The organism is Sphingobium sp. YBL2 (genome assembly GCF_000943805.1).
Taxonomy (GTDB): domain Bacteria; phylum Pseudomonadota; class Alphaproteobacteria; order Sphingomonadales; family Sphingomonadaceae; genus Sphingobium; species Sphingobium fuliginis.
The window spans coordinates 4301599-4316517 of record NZ_CP010954.1; the positions used below are offsets into that span (position 1 = coordinate 4301599).

A 14919-nucleotide genomic window follows, 5' to 3' on the forward strand; every position below is an offset into this window, starting at 1 on the left:
CTCAGGCGAGATGGCACGAACGGACCGTAGAAGAATCCGCTTTCGGTCCGATGGCCATGCGAAACGGCCCGTTCCGGACTACCCCAATAATTCGCGCACCAATTCCGGCACCAGGATACTCGCCGCCCCAATACGGCTTTCCTCGAAATAGAAGCTGCCCGCCGATGGCTCCAGATTCAACTCCAGCGTCCGGGCGCCCACATGGCGCGCGGTCTGCACGAATCCCGCCGCCGGATACACCGCCCCGGAAGTGCCCACCGAAACGAACAGGTCGGACCGCCGCAAGGCATCGTCGATCAGATTCATCCGATAGGGCATCTCCCCGAAGAAAACGATGTCGGGGCGCAGGGCCGGACGCCCGCACCCGTCGCAGGCCGAGCCGGGGGGCAGAGCCGGCGTCCATGGCACCGCCTTGCCGCAAGCCGCACAGAGCGCCGACCGCAACTCGCCATGCATGTGAACCAGCCGCTTCGCCCCGGCCCGCTCGTGCAGATCGTCCACATTCTGCGTGACGATCAGCAGCTCGCCCGGCCATGCCGCATCCAGCGCCGCCAGCGCCTCATGCGCGGCATTGGGCTTCACCTCATCCAGCCTGGCCCGCCGCTCGTCATAGAAGCGATGCACCAGCGCGGCATTCCGCGCCAGAGCTTCGGGCGTGCACACATCCTCGACCCGATGCCCCTCCCACAGGCCATCGGGCCCGCGAAAGGTGGCAAGGCCGCTTTCCGCCGAAATTCCCGCACCGGTCAGGATCACGATATTGCGAATGTCGTCCATCTCTTCTTCCGGCGCCATGGTTGCATGTCATGGCTATGCCGCATTCGGGATCATCCGGACATCGTTTTTGCAGAACGGATCATTGGCTTGGCCCAACCAGCCATTTATCGTCCATTTCCGTACCGCGGGGATGACAAGCCCGGCCCGTTCTGGCATCGGCCATCCGACCTTCCAGGGAATGAGGCTGATGACAAGGATCGGGATTTTCGGAGCGGCTGGCCGCATGGGACGCGCCATCGCGCAGGTCGCTCAGGAGGCTGGGCTGGAAATCGCCGGAGGCACCGACCGCGGTGGCGCGGGAGAGCTTGCCCCCGGCATCGCCATCACTGCCGATCCGCTTGCCCTGGCCGAGCAAAGCGACGTGCTGATCGACTTTTCCGTGCCCGCCGCCCTGTCGGCCCATCTGGACGCCTGCATTGCGGCAAAGAAGCCGATCCTCATCGGCACCACCGGACTGGAATCCGCGCACCATGCGCTGATCGACGAAGCGTCAAGGCAAGTCCCGATCCTCCAGACCGGCAATACCTCTCTGGGCGTCAACCTGCTGGCGGCGCTGGTGGAACAGGCTGCGGCGCGCCTCAACGACGATTGGGACATAGAGATCGTCGAAATGCACCATCGTCATAAGGTCGATGCGCCTTCCGGCACTGCGCTGTTGCTGGGCGAAGCCGCCGCGCGCGGGCGCGGTATCGCTCTTGCCGACCATAGCGAACGCGGGCGCGACGGCATCACCGGCGCACGGGCCAGGGGTGCGATCGGCTTTGCGGCATTGCGCGGCGGATCGGTGGCGGGCGACCATCAGGTGATCCTCGCGGCCGAGGGCGAGCGAATCGAAATCGGCCATCGCGCCGAAAACCGCGTCATCTTCGCGCGGGGCGCGGTGAAGGGGGCCCAATGGCTGATCGGCCAACCCGTCGGCCGCTACGACATGAAGGGCGTGCTGGGCCTGTAAACGCCGATGAAGAAGGACCAGATCTTCGATTTCTTCAGCCGCCTCGCTGAAGCCAATCCGGCGCCCCGAACGGAGCTGGAATATGGCAATGTCTATCAGTTGCTGGTCGCGGTGGTGCTTTCCGCGCAGGCGACGGACGTGGGCGTCAACAAGGCGACCCGCGCGCTCTTCCGCGATGTCCACACGCCACAGCAGATGGTGGAACTGGGCGAAGAAGGCCTGAAACAGCATATCAAGACCATCGGCCTCTTCAACGCCAAGGCGAAGAACGTCATCGCCCTGTCCGAAATCCTCCTGCGCGATTTCGGCGGAGAGGTGCCGCAGGATCGCGATGTCCTGACCACCCTGCCCGGCGTCGGGCGAAAGACCGCCAATGTCGTGGTCAACACCGCGTTCGGGCAGGAAACGTTCGCGGTCGACACCCACATCTTCCGTGTCGGCAACCGTACCGGCCTAGCGCCGGGCAAGACGCCGCTTGCCGTCGAACTGAAGCTCGAGAAAAACGTTCCCGGCCCCTTCCGCCGCGATGCCCATCACTGGCTGATCCTGCATGGCCGCTATGTCTGCAAGGCGCGCAAGCCCGAATGCTGGCGCTGCATCGTGGCCGACCTCTGCCGCTTCAAGCCCAAGACTCCCGCGCCCGGCACCAGCCCCTGATTATTGCGCGGTTCAGCCGCCGCGCGGTAGAAGGATCGACAGGACGGATGACAGGCTCCCGCGACGTCATCCGGACAGTCAACAGGAGAGACGATATGTCTGCCCCCCTTATCCGCCAATTCGCCCTGTCCGCGGCACTCGCCTGCACGGCTGCCCCCGCCCTCGCCGGGAAGGCTCCGGACAATCTGGTCCCCGCCGGCAAGCCGGTCGATTGCGTTCAACTGAATGCGATCCGCTCCACCGAGGTCCGCGACGACAGGACCATCGATTTCATCATGAACGGTAACAAGGTCTATCGGAATATCCTGCCGATGAGTTGCCCCAGCCTGGGTTTCGAGCGGCGCTTCCTCTACAAGACCAGCCTGTCCCAGCTCTGCTCGGTGGACATCATCACGGTGCTCTATCAGACTGGCGGATTGCAGCGTGGACCGAGCTGCGGCCTCGGGAAATTCCAGCCGATGCAGAAAATGGCGAAATAACTTTGGCCTGAGGCGATTTTGATGCTGGCGCGAGCGATTGGGCTTTGCTAAGCGGCCCTTCGCACCAGCGACACGCACCCATAGCTCAGCTGGATAGAGCGTTGCCCTCCGAAGGCAAAGGCCAGAGGTTCGAATCCTCTTGGGTGCGCCATTTTCGAATGGATGTCAGAGAAATTTTCTCTCCAGACCAAGCAGATAGCTTTTGGCCTTCAAGCCGCCTGCAAAGCCCGTCAGTGCGCCGTTGGCGCCCACTACCCGGTGGCAGGGCGCAATGATGGAAATCGGGTTGCGCCCATTGGCGGCACCCACTGCGCGGCAAGCGGACGGTCTCCCGATCTGACGGGCAATATCGGCATAGCTGCGCGTTTGTCCAAAGGGGATGGTCAGCAGCGCGGTCCAGACGCTTTTCTGAAAATCCGTGCCGTTGAAATGCAGCGGCAGGTCGAACGTCTCCCGCTGCCCGGCGAAATATTCATTCAGTTGCCGTCCCGCTTCCTCCAGCACCGGATGATCGCCCCTTTCGGTCCGCTGCCCCATGGGCACCCGCCGGGGATCGTCATCCTGCCACAGGACCGCCGCCAGCCCCGCCTCGCACGCGACCAGCGTCAGTTCACCGACGGGCGATGCCAGCGTCCGATATGCATAAGTCATGCCCTGTCCTTTCAACCCTTTGCCGACGCCAGCATGGGGCATGACATGCATGGCCGCCTTCCCGCCGCTTGCGGTCAAAGATCATTTCAGGCCGCCACCCATCGCGCGATACAGTTCGACCATGTTCGCGGCGCGCGCCAGCCGTGTCGCCAGCAGGCTCTGTTCGGCATTATAGAGCGTCCGCTGCGCATCCAGCGTGGTCAGGAAGGGATCGACGCCGGCGCGGAACCGCGCTTCCGACAGGCGATAGCTTACCCGCGCCGCATCCCGCAGGGATGTCTGCGCCTCCATTTGCTCCGTCATCGTGCCGCGCCGGGCAAGCGCATCGGCGACTTCGCGGAAACCCGCCTGCACGCTCTTCTCATAGGTGGCGACCATCGCGTCATAGGTGGCCCGCGCATAGCGCAGATTGCCCCTGTTCCGGCCGAAATCGAAGATCGGCAGGCTGGCGGACGGCACCACCGACCATGTGTCGCTGCCCGACTTGAACAGATTGGACAGGCCAAGGCTCAACGTCCCGAACGCCGCAGTCAGGGAGATATTCGGGAAGAAGGCCGCTCGCGCCGCGCCGATATTGGCATTGGCCGCCAGCAACTGATGTTCGGCCGCCATGATGTCCGGGCGTCGCAGCAAAGCCGTGGAAGGCAGGTCGGCCGGCAGGTTGGAGAGGGTGACGTCGCCATCCGGCATCGCCGCCGGCAAGTCCTCCGCCGCCACCGTCATACCGGTAAGCAGGTTCAGCGCATTCTGGTCCTGCGCCACCAGGGTCGTCGCCTCGGCAATGTCGGACCGCGCCCGGTCATGGCTGGTCTGCGCCTGCCGCACTTCCAGTTCCGACGCGATCCCCTTGGCGAAGCGGGCCTTGGTGAGGTCCAGCGTCTGGCCGAAGGCTTTTTCCAGATCGCGCGCAATCCTCAACCGCTCCTGATCCGCCGCCATGGCGAGCCAGGCGTTAGCGACCTCTGCGACCAGCGCGGTCTGCGCCGCATTCCGGTTCTCGACCGATGCGAAATATTGTTCCTGCGCCGCCCTGCTGAGGTTGCGCACCCGGCCGAACAGGTCGATTTCCCAGGCCGACACGCCCACGGACGCCGAATAGATGTCCATCCGGCCCGTCCCGACCTGCGAGAAGGGCGTGTCCTGATAGGTGGCGCTGCCGCTGGCGTTCACAGTGGGAAATATGTCCGCCCGCCGCACGCGATATTGCGCCCGCGCCTGCTCGACATTGGCAAGGGCGACACGCAGGTCGCGATTATTGGCCAGCGACGTCTCGATCACCCGCGCCAGGCGGGGATCGACGAAGAAATCCTTCCAGGCCGTATCCGCCGGAACGATCGCCGGCCCTTGCCCAGCCGGATAGGCCGGCCCCTGCGGGCTCCCCCCCGGCACCGGCAAGGCAGGGCGCACATATTTGGGCGCCATGTCGCAGGCCGCGAGCGTCAGCGCCAGAGCAGCCGCCGAGAACGGCTTCATCTTGTTCATTATCCTCATGCCTCCTGCGGACCCAGCCGGGCGCCGCCCTCATGCCCGCCTTGATCCTTGCCATGATGTTCGCGGAACAGCCGCTTCACGACGGTGAAGAAGACCGGCACGAAGAAGATGGCGAGCACCGTCGCGGACAGCATGCCGCCGACCACGGCCCAGCCTATGGCGTTCTGGCCGCCTGCGCCCGCGCCCTTCGCCACCGCCAGCGGCAGCACGCCGAAGACGAAGGCGAAGCTGGTCATCAGGATCGGCCGCAGGCGCAGCTTGCCCGCCTCCAACGCCGCCCGCGCAGGTGGCAGCCCCTCGCGCATCTTCTCCTCGGCGAATTCGACGATCAGGATGGCGTTCTTGGCCGACACGCCGATGGTCGTGATCAGGCCGACCTGAAGGTAGATGTCGTTGTTGAGGCCGACCAGCATCGCGGCGACCACCGCGCCGAACACGCCCAGCGGCACCACCAGCATCACGGCGATGGGCACGGACCAGCTTTCATAAAGCGCGGCGAGGCACAGGAACACGATCAGCATCGACAACGCATAAAGCGCCGGCGCCTGCCCGCCGGAGGTCTTCTCCTCATAGGAAATGCCGTTCCATTCATAACCGACGCCTGCCGGCAGCTTGGCCGCCATTTCCTCCATCGCCTTCATCGCCTCGCCGGTCGAAACGCCCGGCGCGGGCGCACCCATGATCTGCATCGACGGCACGCCGTTGAACCGCTCCAGCTTCGCCGGGCCATGGGTCCATTCGGTCGTCGCAAAGGAAGAGATCGGCGCCATCGCGCCGCCGCTTCCCCGCACATGCAGCACGCCGATCGAATCCGGCGTGGTCCGGAACGGCGCATCGGCCTGCACATAGACGCGCTTCACCCGGTCGCGGTCGATGAAGTCGTTGACGTAGCTGCTGCCCATCGCCGTGCTGATCGTATCGTTGACGTCGGACTGGGCGATGCCCAGCGCGCCCGCTGCCGCCTGATCGACGTTGAGCTTGAGCTGCGGCGTATCCTCCAGCCCGTTGGGGCGCACCTGCGCCAGCCGCTTGTCGGCCATGGCCATGCCCAGCAACTGGTTGCGCGCCTCCAGCATCCTGTCATGGCCCAGCCCGGCGCGGTCCACGAGCTGAAAGTCGAAGCCGGTGGCATTGCCCAGTTCCTGCACGGCGGGCGGCACGAAGGCGATCGCCATGCCTGCGGAAATCCGCTGGAACGCGCCATTGGCGCGCAAAGCGATGGCGGACACCTTGTTGTCGGCGCCCTCGCGCTGCGACCAGTCCTTCATCCTGACAAAGGCGAGGCCGACATTCTGGCCCTGGCCCACGAAACCGAAGCCGGAGATGGTGAAGACGGCGGCAACATTCCGCTTCTCGTCCGTCATATAGTGATCGCGCACCTTCGCCAGCGTCCGTTCGGTCTCCTCCAGCGTCGACCCGGTCGGGAGCGACACCTGGTTGATGATGATGCCCTGATCTTCATCGGGCAGGAAACCGCCAGGCAGGCGCAGGAAGACCAGCGCCATCCCCGCGACGATCAATGCATAGACCAGCATCGTGCGGCCCCAGCGCCGCTCGACCTTCTCCACGGTCGCGCCGTATCGCACGACATTGCGGTCGAAGGTCCGGTTGAACCAGTCGAAGAAGCGGCCGAAGCGCGACCCCAGCGGGCCGGTCCAGACATGGCTGTGCCCCCGGGGACGCAGGATCGTCGCGCAGAGCGCGGGCGTCAGGATCAACGCGACCAGCACCGACAACACCATGGCGGACACGATGGTGATGGAGAACTGGCGGAAGATCACGCCCGTCGACCCGCCGAAGAACGCCATGGGCAGGAACACCGCCGACAGCACCAGGCCGATGCCGATCAACGCGCCGCTGATCTCGTCCATCGACTTCTTCGCGGCTTCCTTTGGGCTAAGCCCTTCTTCCTGTATGATGCGCTCGACATTCTCGACCACGACGATGGCGTCGTCGACCAGCAGGCCGATCGCCAGCACCATGCCGAACAGCGTCAGCGTGTTGATGGTGAATCCCGCCGCATAGAGGATCGCCAGCGATCCCAACAGCACCACCGGCACCGCAATGGTGGGGATCAGCGTGGCGCGCCAGTTCTGAAGGAACAGGAACATCACCACGAAGACGAGCAGCGTCGCTTCGAACAGCGTGTGGATGACCTGCTCCACCGACAGTTTCACGAAGGTCGAATTGTCTACCGGGAAGTCGTATTTGACCCAGCTCGGGAAGGTTTTCGACAGTTCGTTGACCCGGTTCTTCACGCCTTCCACCGTATCGAGCGCATTGGCGCCCGGCGCCAGCCTTACGCCGAAGCCGGCGGCCGGATGGCCATTGAACCTCGCGCCGAAGCTGTAGCTTTCCGCACCCAACTCGACCCTGGCGACATCCGCCAGATAGACGACCGATCCGTTGCTGTTGCTGCGCAGCCGGATCTGCCGGAACTCTTCGGGGGTCCTGAGGCGCGACTGCGCCGTCACGGTTGCGTTCAGCGCCTGGCCGCGGGGCGACGGCGTGCCGCCGATCTGGCCTGCGGAAACCTGCGCATTCTGGGCGCGTATGGCGGATTTGACGTCGCCGGTGGTGACGCCCAGATTGGCCATCTTATAGGGATCGAGCCAGATGCGCATCGCATATTGCGCGCCCAGCAACTGGGTATCCCCCACGCCGTCGACGCGGCTGATCGGATCCTGCAGGGCGGAAGCGACGAAATCGCCCGCATCCTGCTGATCATGAATGCCGTCATCGGCATAGACGGCCATGATCATCAGGAAGGTCGAGGTGGATTTGGTGACGCGCAGCCCCTGTTGCTGCACTTCCTGCGGCAACAGGGGGGTGGCCTGGGCCAGCTTGTTCTGAACCTGGACCTGCGCGATGTCGGCATCCGTTCCCTGCTCGAAGGTCAGGGTGATGGTGAGGTTGCCCGCCGAATCGCTGCTGGACGAGAAGTAGCGGAGATTGTCGATGCCCTTGAGCTGCTGCTCTATGATCTGCGTCGTCGTGCTTTCCAGCGTTTCCGCATTCGCGCCCGGATAGGTGGTGGCGATCGTCACCGCGGGCGGCGCGATCTCCGGAAACTGCGCCACGGCCAGCGAGCGCAGGGCCAGAATGCCGGCCAGCATGATGACGATGGCGATGACCCATGCGAAGATGGGCCTGTCGATGAAATAGCGGGCCATGACTTAGTTCGCCCCGCCGGCATTCGCCTGCCTGCCCGCCGTCACCTGCTGCGGCGCGCCCGGCTTCACGACCGTTCCGGGCCGCAGGTTCACCAGGCCCTCCACGACCAGCCTGTCTCCCGCCTTCAGCCCCTTGGTGACGATCCACTTGTCGCCAATGGCCCGGTCCGTTTCGACCTGACGCAGTTCGACCTTGTTGTCCGCACCCACCACCATGGCGGTGGCCCGGCCCCGCGCATCACGGGTGATGCCCTGCTGCGGCGCAAGGATCGCCTGGCTGCGTTGGCCCTCGACCAGCCTGGCCCGCACATACATGCCGGGCAGCAACAGGCCGTCCGGATTGGCGAAGGTCGCACGCAGCGTCACCGCGCCCGAACTGGGATCCACCGTCACCTCGGAAAATTGCAGACGCCCCTCGATCGGATAGACGCTGCCATTGGGCAGCAGCAACTGGACCCGCGCGCCGTTAGCGGCACTTACGCCGCCTGCCTTCATCGCCTGTTTGAGGTCGATGATCTGCGCGGCCGACTGGGTCACGTCGACATAGACGACGTCGGTCCGCTGGATCGTCGCCAGCGGGTCGGCCTGTCCTGCCTGCACCAACGCGCCCGGCGTGAACAGGGAACGGCCGATCCGCCCGGAAATGGGGGCCCTTATGCGGGTGAAATCCTGGTTCACCTGCGCGGCCTGCACCGCCGCCCGCTGCGCGGCGACATCGGCGCGCGCCTGCTGCGCCGAGGCGGCGGCATTGTCGGCCTCCTGCCGGCTGACGGCGTTGATGCCGACCAGTTCCTTGTAACGCTGCGCCTGCAGTCCCGTCGCCCGGATCGATGCCTGCGCCCGAGAGAGCGCGCCCTGCGCCTGCCCCAGGGCGGCGCGATAGGGCGCATCCTCGATCTCGTAGAGCAATTGGCCCGCACGCACCACGGCGCCTTCGGTGAACAGCCGGCGGCGGATGACGCCGCTGATCTGGGGCCGGACCTCTGCCGTTTCCACTGCGGCGATGCGGCCGGGAAGCTCGGTCGTCAACGGAGCGTTTTCCACCGTCAATTTCACCACACCGACCGCGGGCGGCGGCGGCGCAGGCTGCTGCTGCTGGCCACAGGCGCCCAGCGCAAGGGCCGACGCGCAGGCGAACAGTCCGACAAAAATCCCCTTTTGCATCGGTCGATGCTCCGTTTCCACTGGTGGCTTCAATTGGAATGAACGTTCATTCCGCTTGCGCGGCAGGTAGGAACATGCCACAATTTGTTCAAGAGTAAAAAAGACGGGACGAAGATTTTTGGCTGCATTGCAACATGAACGGAATGCCAGGGACCGCATATTGGATGCGGCCCGCGATCTGTTCGCCGCCAACGGTTTTCATCAGAGCGCGATGGCCGAACTGGCTGCCGCGGCGCATGTGTCCGTCGGCCAGATCTACCGGCTGTTCAAGGGCAAGGAAGACATTATCGAAGCGATCGTGAATAGCGATACGCGCGAACGCGAAGCGACGATCCTGAGCTTGCAGAACCGTCTCGAGGCAGGGGAGATCAGCATAGAGCGGACCTTCGAACTGCTGCTGCTGGAGGTGATGGACAACCCGCACGAGGCCCTGTCCTTCGATATTCTGGCCGAGGGATTCCGCAACGCGCGGGTCGCGGGCACGATTGCCGACATGTGCAACGGCCTGCGGAAATCCCTGGGGGATTTCGCCTGCGTCGCAAACCCCGGATTGTCAGGCGAAGCGCTGAAAAGCGCCGAAGAAATGATCCTGGCCTGTTTGTTCGGGTTGGGCCATCGCAGCCTGTCGGCACCGACCATCAGCGCTGAGCGTACCGCCAAATGCGCGGCCTTCATGATCGTCGCCGCGCTTCGCGCCATGGACTGAAGGCGCGGGCTTCGGTCCGGCTCGGCTTCCGGTCAGTCTGCCGCGTTGCAGCAGAAATGCCTGAAATCAGCCGCAACTTTCGGCCGCCGGAAACATTCCTGCCCCCAAATCGTTCCCCCGGGAGGCAAGAAATGGGTATCAACATGTCGTTCGACCGCAGCTATTTCGAGGCGCGGCTGGACCGCAATCGCAGGCTGGCCGCCCGCTCCCGCAATCCGGAAATCCGCGCGATCCACATGGAATATGTGCGGCTCTACAGCCAATTGCTGGAACAGACGGAGCGCGTCCCGGCCTGAGCCGCCGGTCCGCCTATTTGGCGGCGACGCCATCGGGCAGCACCACCGCAGACCAGCTCTTGCCGAGCACCAGATATTTGGCCGCCAGCGCCCGAATATCGGTTGGCGTGACGGTCAGCATGTCCTGCGCCATGGTCTGCATCGCCTGTACATAGCGCGGGTCGTGGGTAGCGCCCTCCATCTGGTTCATCCAGAAGGCATTGCCTGTCCCTGCCCGCATCAGCAATTGCCGCATCGGCGCGACGGCGCGCTGCAATTCGTCCTCGCTCACTAGATTTTTGACGAGGTCCGCCGCCGTGTCCTTCACCACGCCGTAGAAATAACGGACGCGATCCGGGCGCACCTGGCTCGTCACCAATATGTAACCGCCGCTTTCATAGGAAAATGGCCAGTTGTTCTGGACGCTGGGCGAATAAGCCGCGCCTTCGGTCGAACGCAGCTTGTCGAACAGCCGATCGTTGAAAATCTGCGTCAGGATCTCAAGCTGCCGCGCTTCCTTCGTCAGTGCGAACCCGCCTGCCGTGGGCCATGCCATGACCGCCGCCGCTTGCTCCTTGTCGCCCTTGTGCCGCAGGATCACCGGGCTTTCGACATGGGCGGGAAAGCGCATCAGCTTGTTGGCGGCGGGAACCGGGACATCCGCCCGCTGCGGCAGCGCACCGAAGGTCGCCGCCACGGCTGCAATGGCATCGTCCGCCTTCACCTGTCCGAAAATCTGTATCTCGACGGGCCCGGATGCCAGCAGCGGTTCCCATGTGGCGCGAAAGGCTTGCGGAGTCAGCGCGTCGATCTCCGCCCGCGAAGGCGTGCGGAACCGCACATCCCTGTCGTGCAGCAACCAGTTGAGGTCCCGCGCCAGCACGGAATCCGGCGCCCGCTCCATCGCGTCATAGGCGACCCCTGCCCCCGTCTTCACGCGCGCGATCGGCGCGGGGTCCCATCCCGGCGCAAACAGCTTGGTCGCGAACAGCAGCAATTGGTCCTTATAATCCGCCGGACGCGTTACGGCCTGCATTTCAAAGGCGTCGTCGTCGATGGCGAAATCCATCCCCATGCGGCGGCCATTGGTCAGGTCATCGAGTTCCCGCTGGCCCAGCTTCCCTATTCCACTCGCCACCAGCGCATAATCCGCCGCCCAGCCCGGCACGGGCCGGGTCGGGGAAAAGGCCTGCTGGCCATGACCGAAGCGGACGTTGATCCGCACCTTCTCCGTTTCCGCATCATTGGCGAACAGGGTCAGCTTGACGCCGTTGGAGAAGACAATGCTTTCCATCCCCGGCAGGCCGATGGGCGTACGCGAAACGACCTTCCCCGGCGCGCCGAGCTTCGGCAGGTCGGCCATGGTCACAACCTTGTCCGCCAGCCGCGCGTTGGTCGCCGCCTTGACCGGCGCGGCGACAGCGGCGGCCAGCTTCGCGTCGACGCCGGGCTGGACCTTGCCAGTGATCAGGTGCGCGCGGAAGACGCCGGCGGAGAAGAGCCGCCGGGTCGAATCCAATATCTTCTGCGGCGTCATGCCCGTCTTGCCGGAGCGGAAGATGTCCAGCGCCGCCTGCGGGCTGACCGTGGTTTCGCGAATGTCGACCGCGCTCACCAGGTCGCTCGCCTGCTTGGCGCCCGCCTCCGTATCGGCATTCTCGACCTGAATCGCGAGTGCGGTGTCCATCTGCGCATATTCGCGGTCGATCTCTATCTGGCTTGGCGGCGCGGCCTTGGCATCCTCTATGATTGCGCGCACGTCGCCCAACGCCTTTTCCCAATTCTCGCCCGTGGGCACGATGGTGACGAAGGTGCCATCGGCGGACCGGCTGACATCCTGCTGATCCACGCTTGCCTGCAGGAAGCTGCCGCCGCTGCGCGCAGCCTGTTCCAGACGGCGGCTGATGATCTGCAGGGCCAGCATGTCGGTCAGCTTGTCCTGATTGTAGACGATGGTGTCGGCATGCGGCTTCCACGGGCGCAGCCAGGCCATGGTAAGGCCGGTGGGCGCGCCGGGCTCCACCGTCACCCTGGTGGCAGGGGCCCTGGGGTCGGGCTCCCCGAAATCGGGTAGCGGCGCGCCCTTTCCGGGGACGGTCCAGGAGCCGAAATTATCCTTGATCAATTGCTCGGCCATGGCCGGGTCGATGTCGCCCGCAATCGAGATCACGGCATTTTCCGGGCGGTACCAGCGCTGGTGAAAAGCTTCCATCTTCGCCGCCGTGACGGCATTCAACGTTGCCACCGTGCCGATGGGGCTATGATCGGCCAGCGGCTGGCCAGCGAAGAAATGCCGTCTGGTCGCATCGGAAATCCGCATCTGCGGCCCGTCGCTCTCCCGCTTTTCCGCAAGGACCACGGCCCGCTCGGCATTCACGGCGCTCTCGACGATATTGGGGTCGGCCATCATGCCGGCGAGTATCTTCATGCTTTCGCCCAGGCTGGCCTGCGTCGCCTGCGGCAGGTCGAGCGCATAGGTGGTCCCGGTCGGCGTCGTCTGCGCATTGCTGTCGCTGCCGAAGGTGACGCCCAGCCGCTGCCAGATGCGCTTGGATTCCCCGTCGGGCACATGGCGGGAGCCGCGGAAGGTCAGATGCTCCATGAAATGGGCATATCCCAGCTCATCGGACTGCTCCATCAGCGAGCCGGCGTCGATCCGCAGCCGGACCGACACCTGACCCGGCGGCACGCCATTGCGGCGGACGGCATAGCGCACGCCATTGGACAGGGTGCCGAAGCGCCAGGCCGGATCGATCGGAACATCGCTGTTCTCGTAGAGCCATGGCCTGACCTGCGCCTTGGTAGAGCCCGGCGCCGTGGACGTGGCAGTCGGGTCCGTCTTCGCCCACAGAGGCGCGGGCGTTCCCGAAAGCAGCAGGGCAAGGACGGACAGCGAAGCGGCGGAACGCCGGAAGGAAAAGCTCATGGCCGCGCAGCCTAAAGAGATTTTCCTGAATGGCCACTGACAAAGAGGAAGGAACCTCATCTTCCCGCGAAGACGGGAATCCGGTCAAACGGCAGGACTGGGCTCCTGCCTTCGCAGGAGTCCATCATATCCAGGATTACCGCCCGCCGGTCTTCTGCACCGCGCCCTTATGCGCGCCGACATTGCTGCCGCCGCGACGGCGCCGGAAATTCTTCTTTGCCGGCTTCGCAGCTTCGCCATCCGGCCGATGCGCCCGTTCGGTATTGCCGCGCTGCTGCTTCTGCTGGTCCTGATAGCGGCGTTGCCCGTCGGCGCGCCGCGTCTTCTGCTCCGGGGTCTGCTCCCGACCCTTGCGCTGCGGCGCGGCCTTGGGAAGATTGCGCACCACCTCGACGAAATTCTCCGGCAGCGGGACGACGTCCAGCTTCACCTTGGTCGTCCGCTCGATGGCCTTCAGATAAGGCCGCTCGTCGTCCGCCACGAAGCTGATCGCAACGCCCTCCGCCCCTGCCCGCGCCGTGCGGCCGATGCGGTGGACATATTGTTCCGGCACATTGGGCAGTTCGAAATTGATGACATGGCTGACGCCCGACACGTCGATGCCGCGCGCGGCGATGTCGGTCGCCACCAGCAGCTTCACATGGCCATGGCGGAAGGCCTGGAGCGCGGTGGTCCGCTGCGCCTGGCTCTTGTTGCCATGGATCGCCACGGCCTGGATGCCCGCGCCCTCCAGAAAGCGCACGACCCGGTCGGCGCCATGCTTGGTCCGGGTGAAGATCAGCGCGCGGTCGATGTCTTCCTTCTGGATCGTCAGGTTGAGCAGCGCCTGCTTCTCCATCTGGTTGACGAAGGTCGCCTGCTGCCGGACCCGCTCCGCCGTGGTCGACTGCGGCGCGACGCTCACCTTGACCGGATCGTGCAGGAACTGGCTGGCCAGCGCCTCGATCTCGCCCGGCATGGTGGCGGAGAAGAAGAGGTTCTGCCGCTCCTTCGGCAGCAGCTTGGCGATGCGCTTCAACGGGTGGATGAAGCCCATGTCCATCATCTGGTCGGCTTCGTCGAGGACGAATATCTCGGTGTCCTTGATGGTGAAGGCGCGCTGGTCGATCAGGTCGAGCAGACGGCCCGGCGTCGCCACGACGATGTCGACGCCGCGCCCCAGCGCCCGGATCTGCCGGTTGATCGGCACGCCGCCGAACACCACCTCCACGGACAGCTTCAGGAAGCGGCCATAGTCGCGGAAGCTCTGCGCGATCTGCGCGGCGAGTTCGCGCGTCGGCGACAGCACCAGCATGCGGCAGCCCTGGAGCGGCGTCGGCTTGGGATTGCGGGCGAAATGGTCAAGGCTGGGCAGCGCGAAGGCAGCGGTCTTGCCGGTGCCGGTCTGCGCGATGCCGCACAGGTCCTTGCCCTTCAGCAGCACGGGAATGGCCTGCGCCTGGATCGGCGTCGGCGAGGCATATTTCTTGGCGGCCAGCGCCTTCAGGATCGGCTCGGCAAGGCCAAGGTCGGTAAATTGCATGGATGATAACTCACGAATGGGCCCCGGCGTCTTCCGGCAGGGCCGGGACGCAAGGCGGGTTACGAAACGACCCGCGTGAAAAGGGAAGCCTCAAAGCTTGGCGCAGACTTTCATTGGCCGGCCCCGATGCCCGTTCGGGCCGAAGC

12 protein-coding genes and 1 tRNA gene are annotated in these 14919 nt (G+C 64.8%); 6 read left to right on the forward strand and 7 right to left on the reverse strand.

Annotated features, from left to right (window positions below; genetic code table 11):
* Positions 1-78 precede the first annotated feature (78 nt).
* Entirely contained in the window at positions 79-777 is a 699-nt protein-coding gene (locus TZ53_RS19750; protein WP_044663167.1) for an NAD-dependent deacylase, read from the reverse strand.
* Positions 778-964: 187 nt separating this feature from the next.
* Here TZ53_RS19750 and dapB point away from each other — a divergent pair, with 187 nt between their 5' ends.
* The 4 genes from dapB to TZ53_RS19770 all read left to right on the forward strand — a co-directional run bounded on the left by dapB (position 965) and on the right by TZ53_RS19770 (position 3016).
* On the forward strand, positions 965-1729 hold the full coding sequence (gene dapB, locus TZ53_RS19755) for a 4-hydroxy-tetrahydrodipicolinate reductase (protein WP_044662447.1): 765 nt from the start codon (positions 965-967) through the stop codon (positions 1727-1729).
* A gap of 6 nt (positions 1730-1735) precedes the next feature.
* Positions 1736-2386 (forward strand): endonuclease III, encoded by a 651-nt coding sequence (nth, locus tag TZ53_RS19760; RefSeq protein ID WP_044662448.1) that lies wholly within the window; start codon positions 1736-1738, stop codon positions 2384-2386.
* A 95-nt stretch (positions 2387-2481) separates the two neighbouring features.
* A complete protein-coding gene (locus tag TZ53_RS19765) occupies positions 2482-2865 on the forward strand; it encodes a hypothetical protein (RefSeq protein WP_371873082.1) in 384 nt (127 codons plus the stop codon).
* Positions 2866-2939: 74 nt separating this feature from the next.
* Positions 2940-3016: transfer RNA gene (locus tag TZ53_RS19770), tRNA-Arg, on the forward strand.
* 14 nt (positions 3017-3030) lie between these two features.
* On the opposite strand, the gene TZ53_RS19775 is transcribed toward TZ53_RS19770, so the two are convergent.
* The 4 genes from TZ53_RS19775 to TZ53_RS19790 all read right to left on the reverse strand — a co-directional run bounded on the left by TZ53_RS19775 (position 3031) and on the right by TZ53_RS19790 (position 9344).
* Positions 3031-3516 (reverse strand): methylated-DNA--[protein]-cysteine S-methyltransferase, encoded by a 486-nt coding sequence (locus TZ53_RS19775; RefSeq protein WP_044663168.1) that lies wholly within the window; start codon positions 3514-3516, stop codon positions 3031-3033.
* 81 nt (positions 3517-3597) lie between these two features.
* Positions 3598-4998, reverse strand: a complete 1401-nt coding sequence (locus TZ53_RS19780) for an efflux transporter outer membrane subunit (protein WP_044662450.1) — start codon at positions 4996-4998, stop codon at positions 3598-3600.
* Between the two features lie 5 nt (positions 4999-5003).
* A complete protein-coding gene (locus TZ53_RS19785; protein WP_044662451.1) occupies positions 5004-8180 on the reverse strand; it encodes an efflux RND transporter permease subunit in 3177 nt (1058 codons plus the stop codon).
* A gap of 3 nt (positions 8181-8183) precedes the next feature.
* The gene (locus TZ53_RS19790) at positions 8184-9344 is read right to left on the reverse strand and encodes an efflux RND transporter periplasmic adaptor subunit (protein WP_044662452.1); all 1161 of its coding nucleotides are present in this window, start codon (positions 9342-9344) and stop codon (positions 8184-8186) included.
* 118 nt (positions 9345-9462) lie between these two features.
* Between TZ53_RS19790 and TZ53_RS19795 the strand changes: the two genes are divergently transcribed.
* Both TZ53_RS19795 and TZ53_RS27225 read left to right on the forward strand, forming a co-directional pair.
* Positions 9463-10050, forward strand: a complete 588-nt coding sequence (locus TZ53_RS19795) for a TetR/AcrR family transcriptional regulator (RefSeq protein WP_025549192.1) — start codon at positions 9463-9465, stop codon at positions 10048-10050.
* Positions 10051-10181: 131 nt separating this feature from the next.
* Complete coding sequence (locus TZ53_RS27225) at positions 10182-10346, forward strand: hypothetical protein (RefSeq protein WP_165363355.1); 165 nt, start codon at positions 10182-10184, stop codon at positions 10344-10346.
* A 13-nt stretch (positions 10347-10359) separates the two neighbouring features.
* On the opposite strand, the gene TZ53_RS19800 is transcribed toward TZ53_RS27225, so the two are convergent.
* Positions 10360-13251 (reverse strand): M16 family metallopeptidase, encoded by a 2892-nt coding sequence (locus tag TZ53_RS19800; RefSeq protein ID WP_044662453.1) that lies wholly within the window; start codon positions 13249-13251, stop codon positions 10360-10362.
* Positions 13252-13387: 136 nt separating this feature from the next.
* On the reverse strand, positions 13388-14773 hold the full coding sequence (locus tag TZ53_RS19805; protein ID WP_025549191.1) for a DEAD/DEAH box helicase: 1386 nt from the start codon (positions 14771-14773) through the stop codon (positions 13388-13390).
* Positions 14774-14919: the final 146 nt, after the last annotated feature.

Excerpts from the sequence above, each read along its gene's own strand:
- TZ53_RS19750 (WP_044663167.1), bottom strand. The coding sequence starts at position 777 with ATGGACGACATTCGCAATATCGTGATCCTGACCGGTGCGGGAATTTCG.
- dapB (WP_044662447.1), top strand. The coding sequence starts at position 965 with ATGACAAGGATCGGGATTTTCGGAGCGGCTGGCCGCATGGGACGCGCC.
- nth (WP_044662448.1), top strand. The coding sequence starts at position 1,736 with ATGAAGAAGGACCAGATCTTCGATTTCTTCAGCCGCCTCGCTGAAGCC.
- TZ53_RS19765 (WP_371873082.1), top strand. The coding sequence starts at position 2,482 with ATGTCTGCCCCCCTTATCCGCCAATTCGCCCTGTCCGCGGCACTCGCC.
- TZ53_RS19775 (WP_044663168.1), bottom strand. The coding sequence starts at position 3,516 with ATGACTTATGCATATCGGACGCTGGCATCGCCCGTCGGTGAACTGACG.
- TZ53_RS19780 (WP_044662450.1), bottom strand. The coding sequence starts at position 4,998 with ATGAACAAGATGAAGCCGTTCTCGGCGGCTGCTCTGGCGCTGACGCTC.
- TZ53_RS19785 (WP_044662451.1), bottom strand. The coding sequence starts at position 8,180 with ATGGCCCGCTATTTCATCGACAGGCCCATCTTCGCATGGGTCATCGCC.
- TZ53_RS19790 (WP_044662452.1), bottom strand. The coding sequence starts at position 9,344 with ATGCAAAAGGGGATTTTTGTCGGACTGTTCGCCTGCGCGTCGGCCCTT.
- TZ53_RS27225 (WP_165363355.1), top strand. The coding sequence starts at position 10,182 with ATGGGTATCAACATGTCGTTCGACCGCAGCTATTTCGAGGCGCGGCTG.
- TZ53_RS19800 (WP_044662453.1), bottom strand. The coding sequence starts at position 13,251 with ATGAGCTTTTCCTTCCGGCGTTCCGCCGCTTCGCTGTCCGTCCTTGCC.
- TZ53_RS19805 (WP_025549191.1), bottom strand. The coding sequence starts at position 14,773 with ATGCAATTTACCGACCTTGGCCTTGCCGAGCCGATCCTGAAGGCGCTG.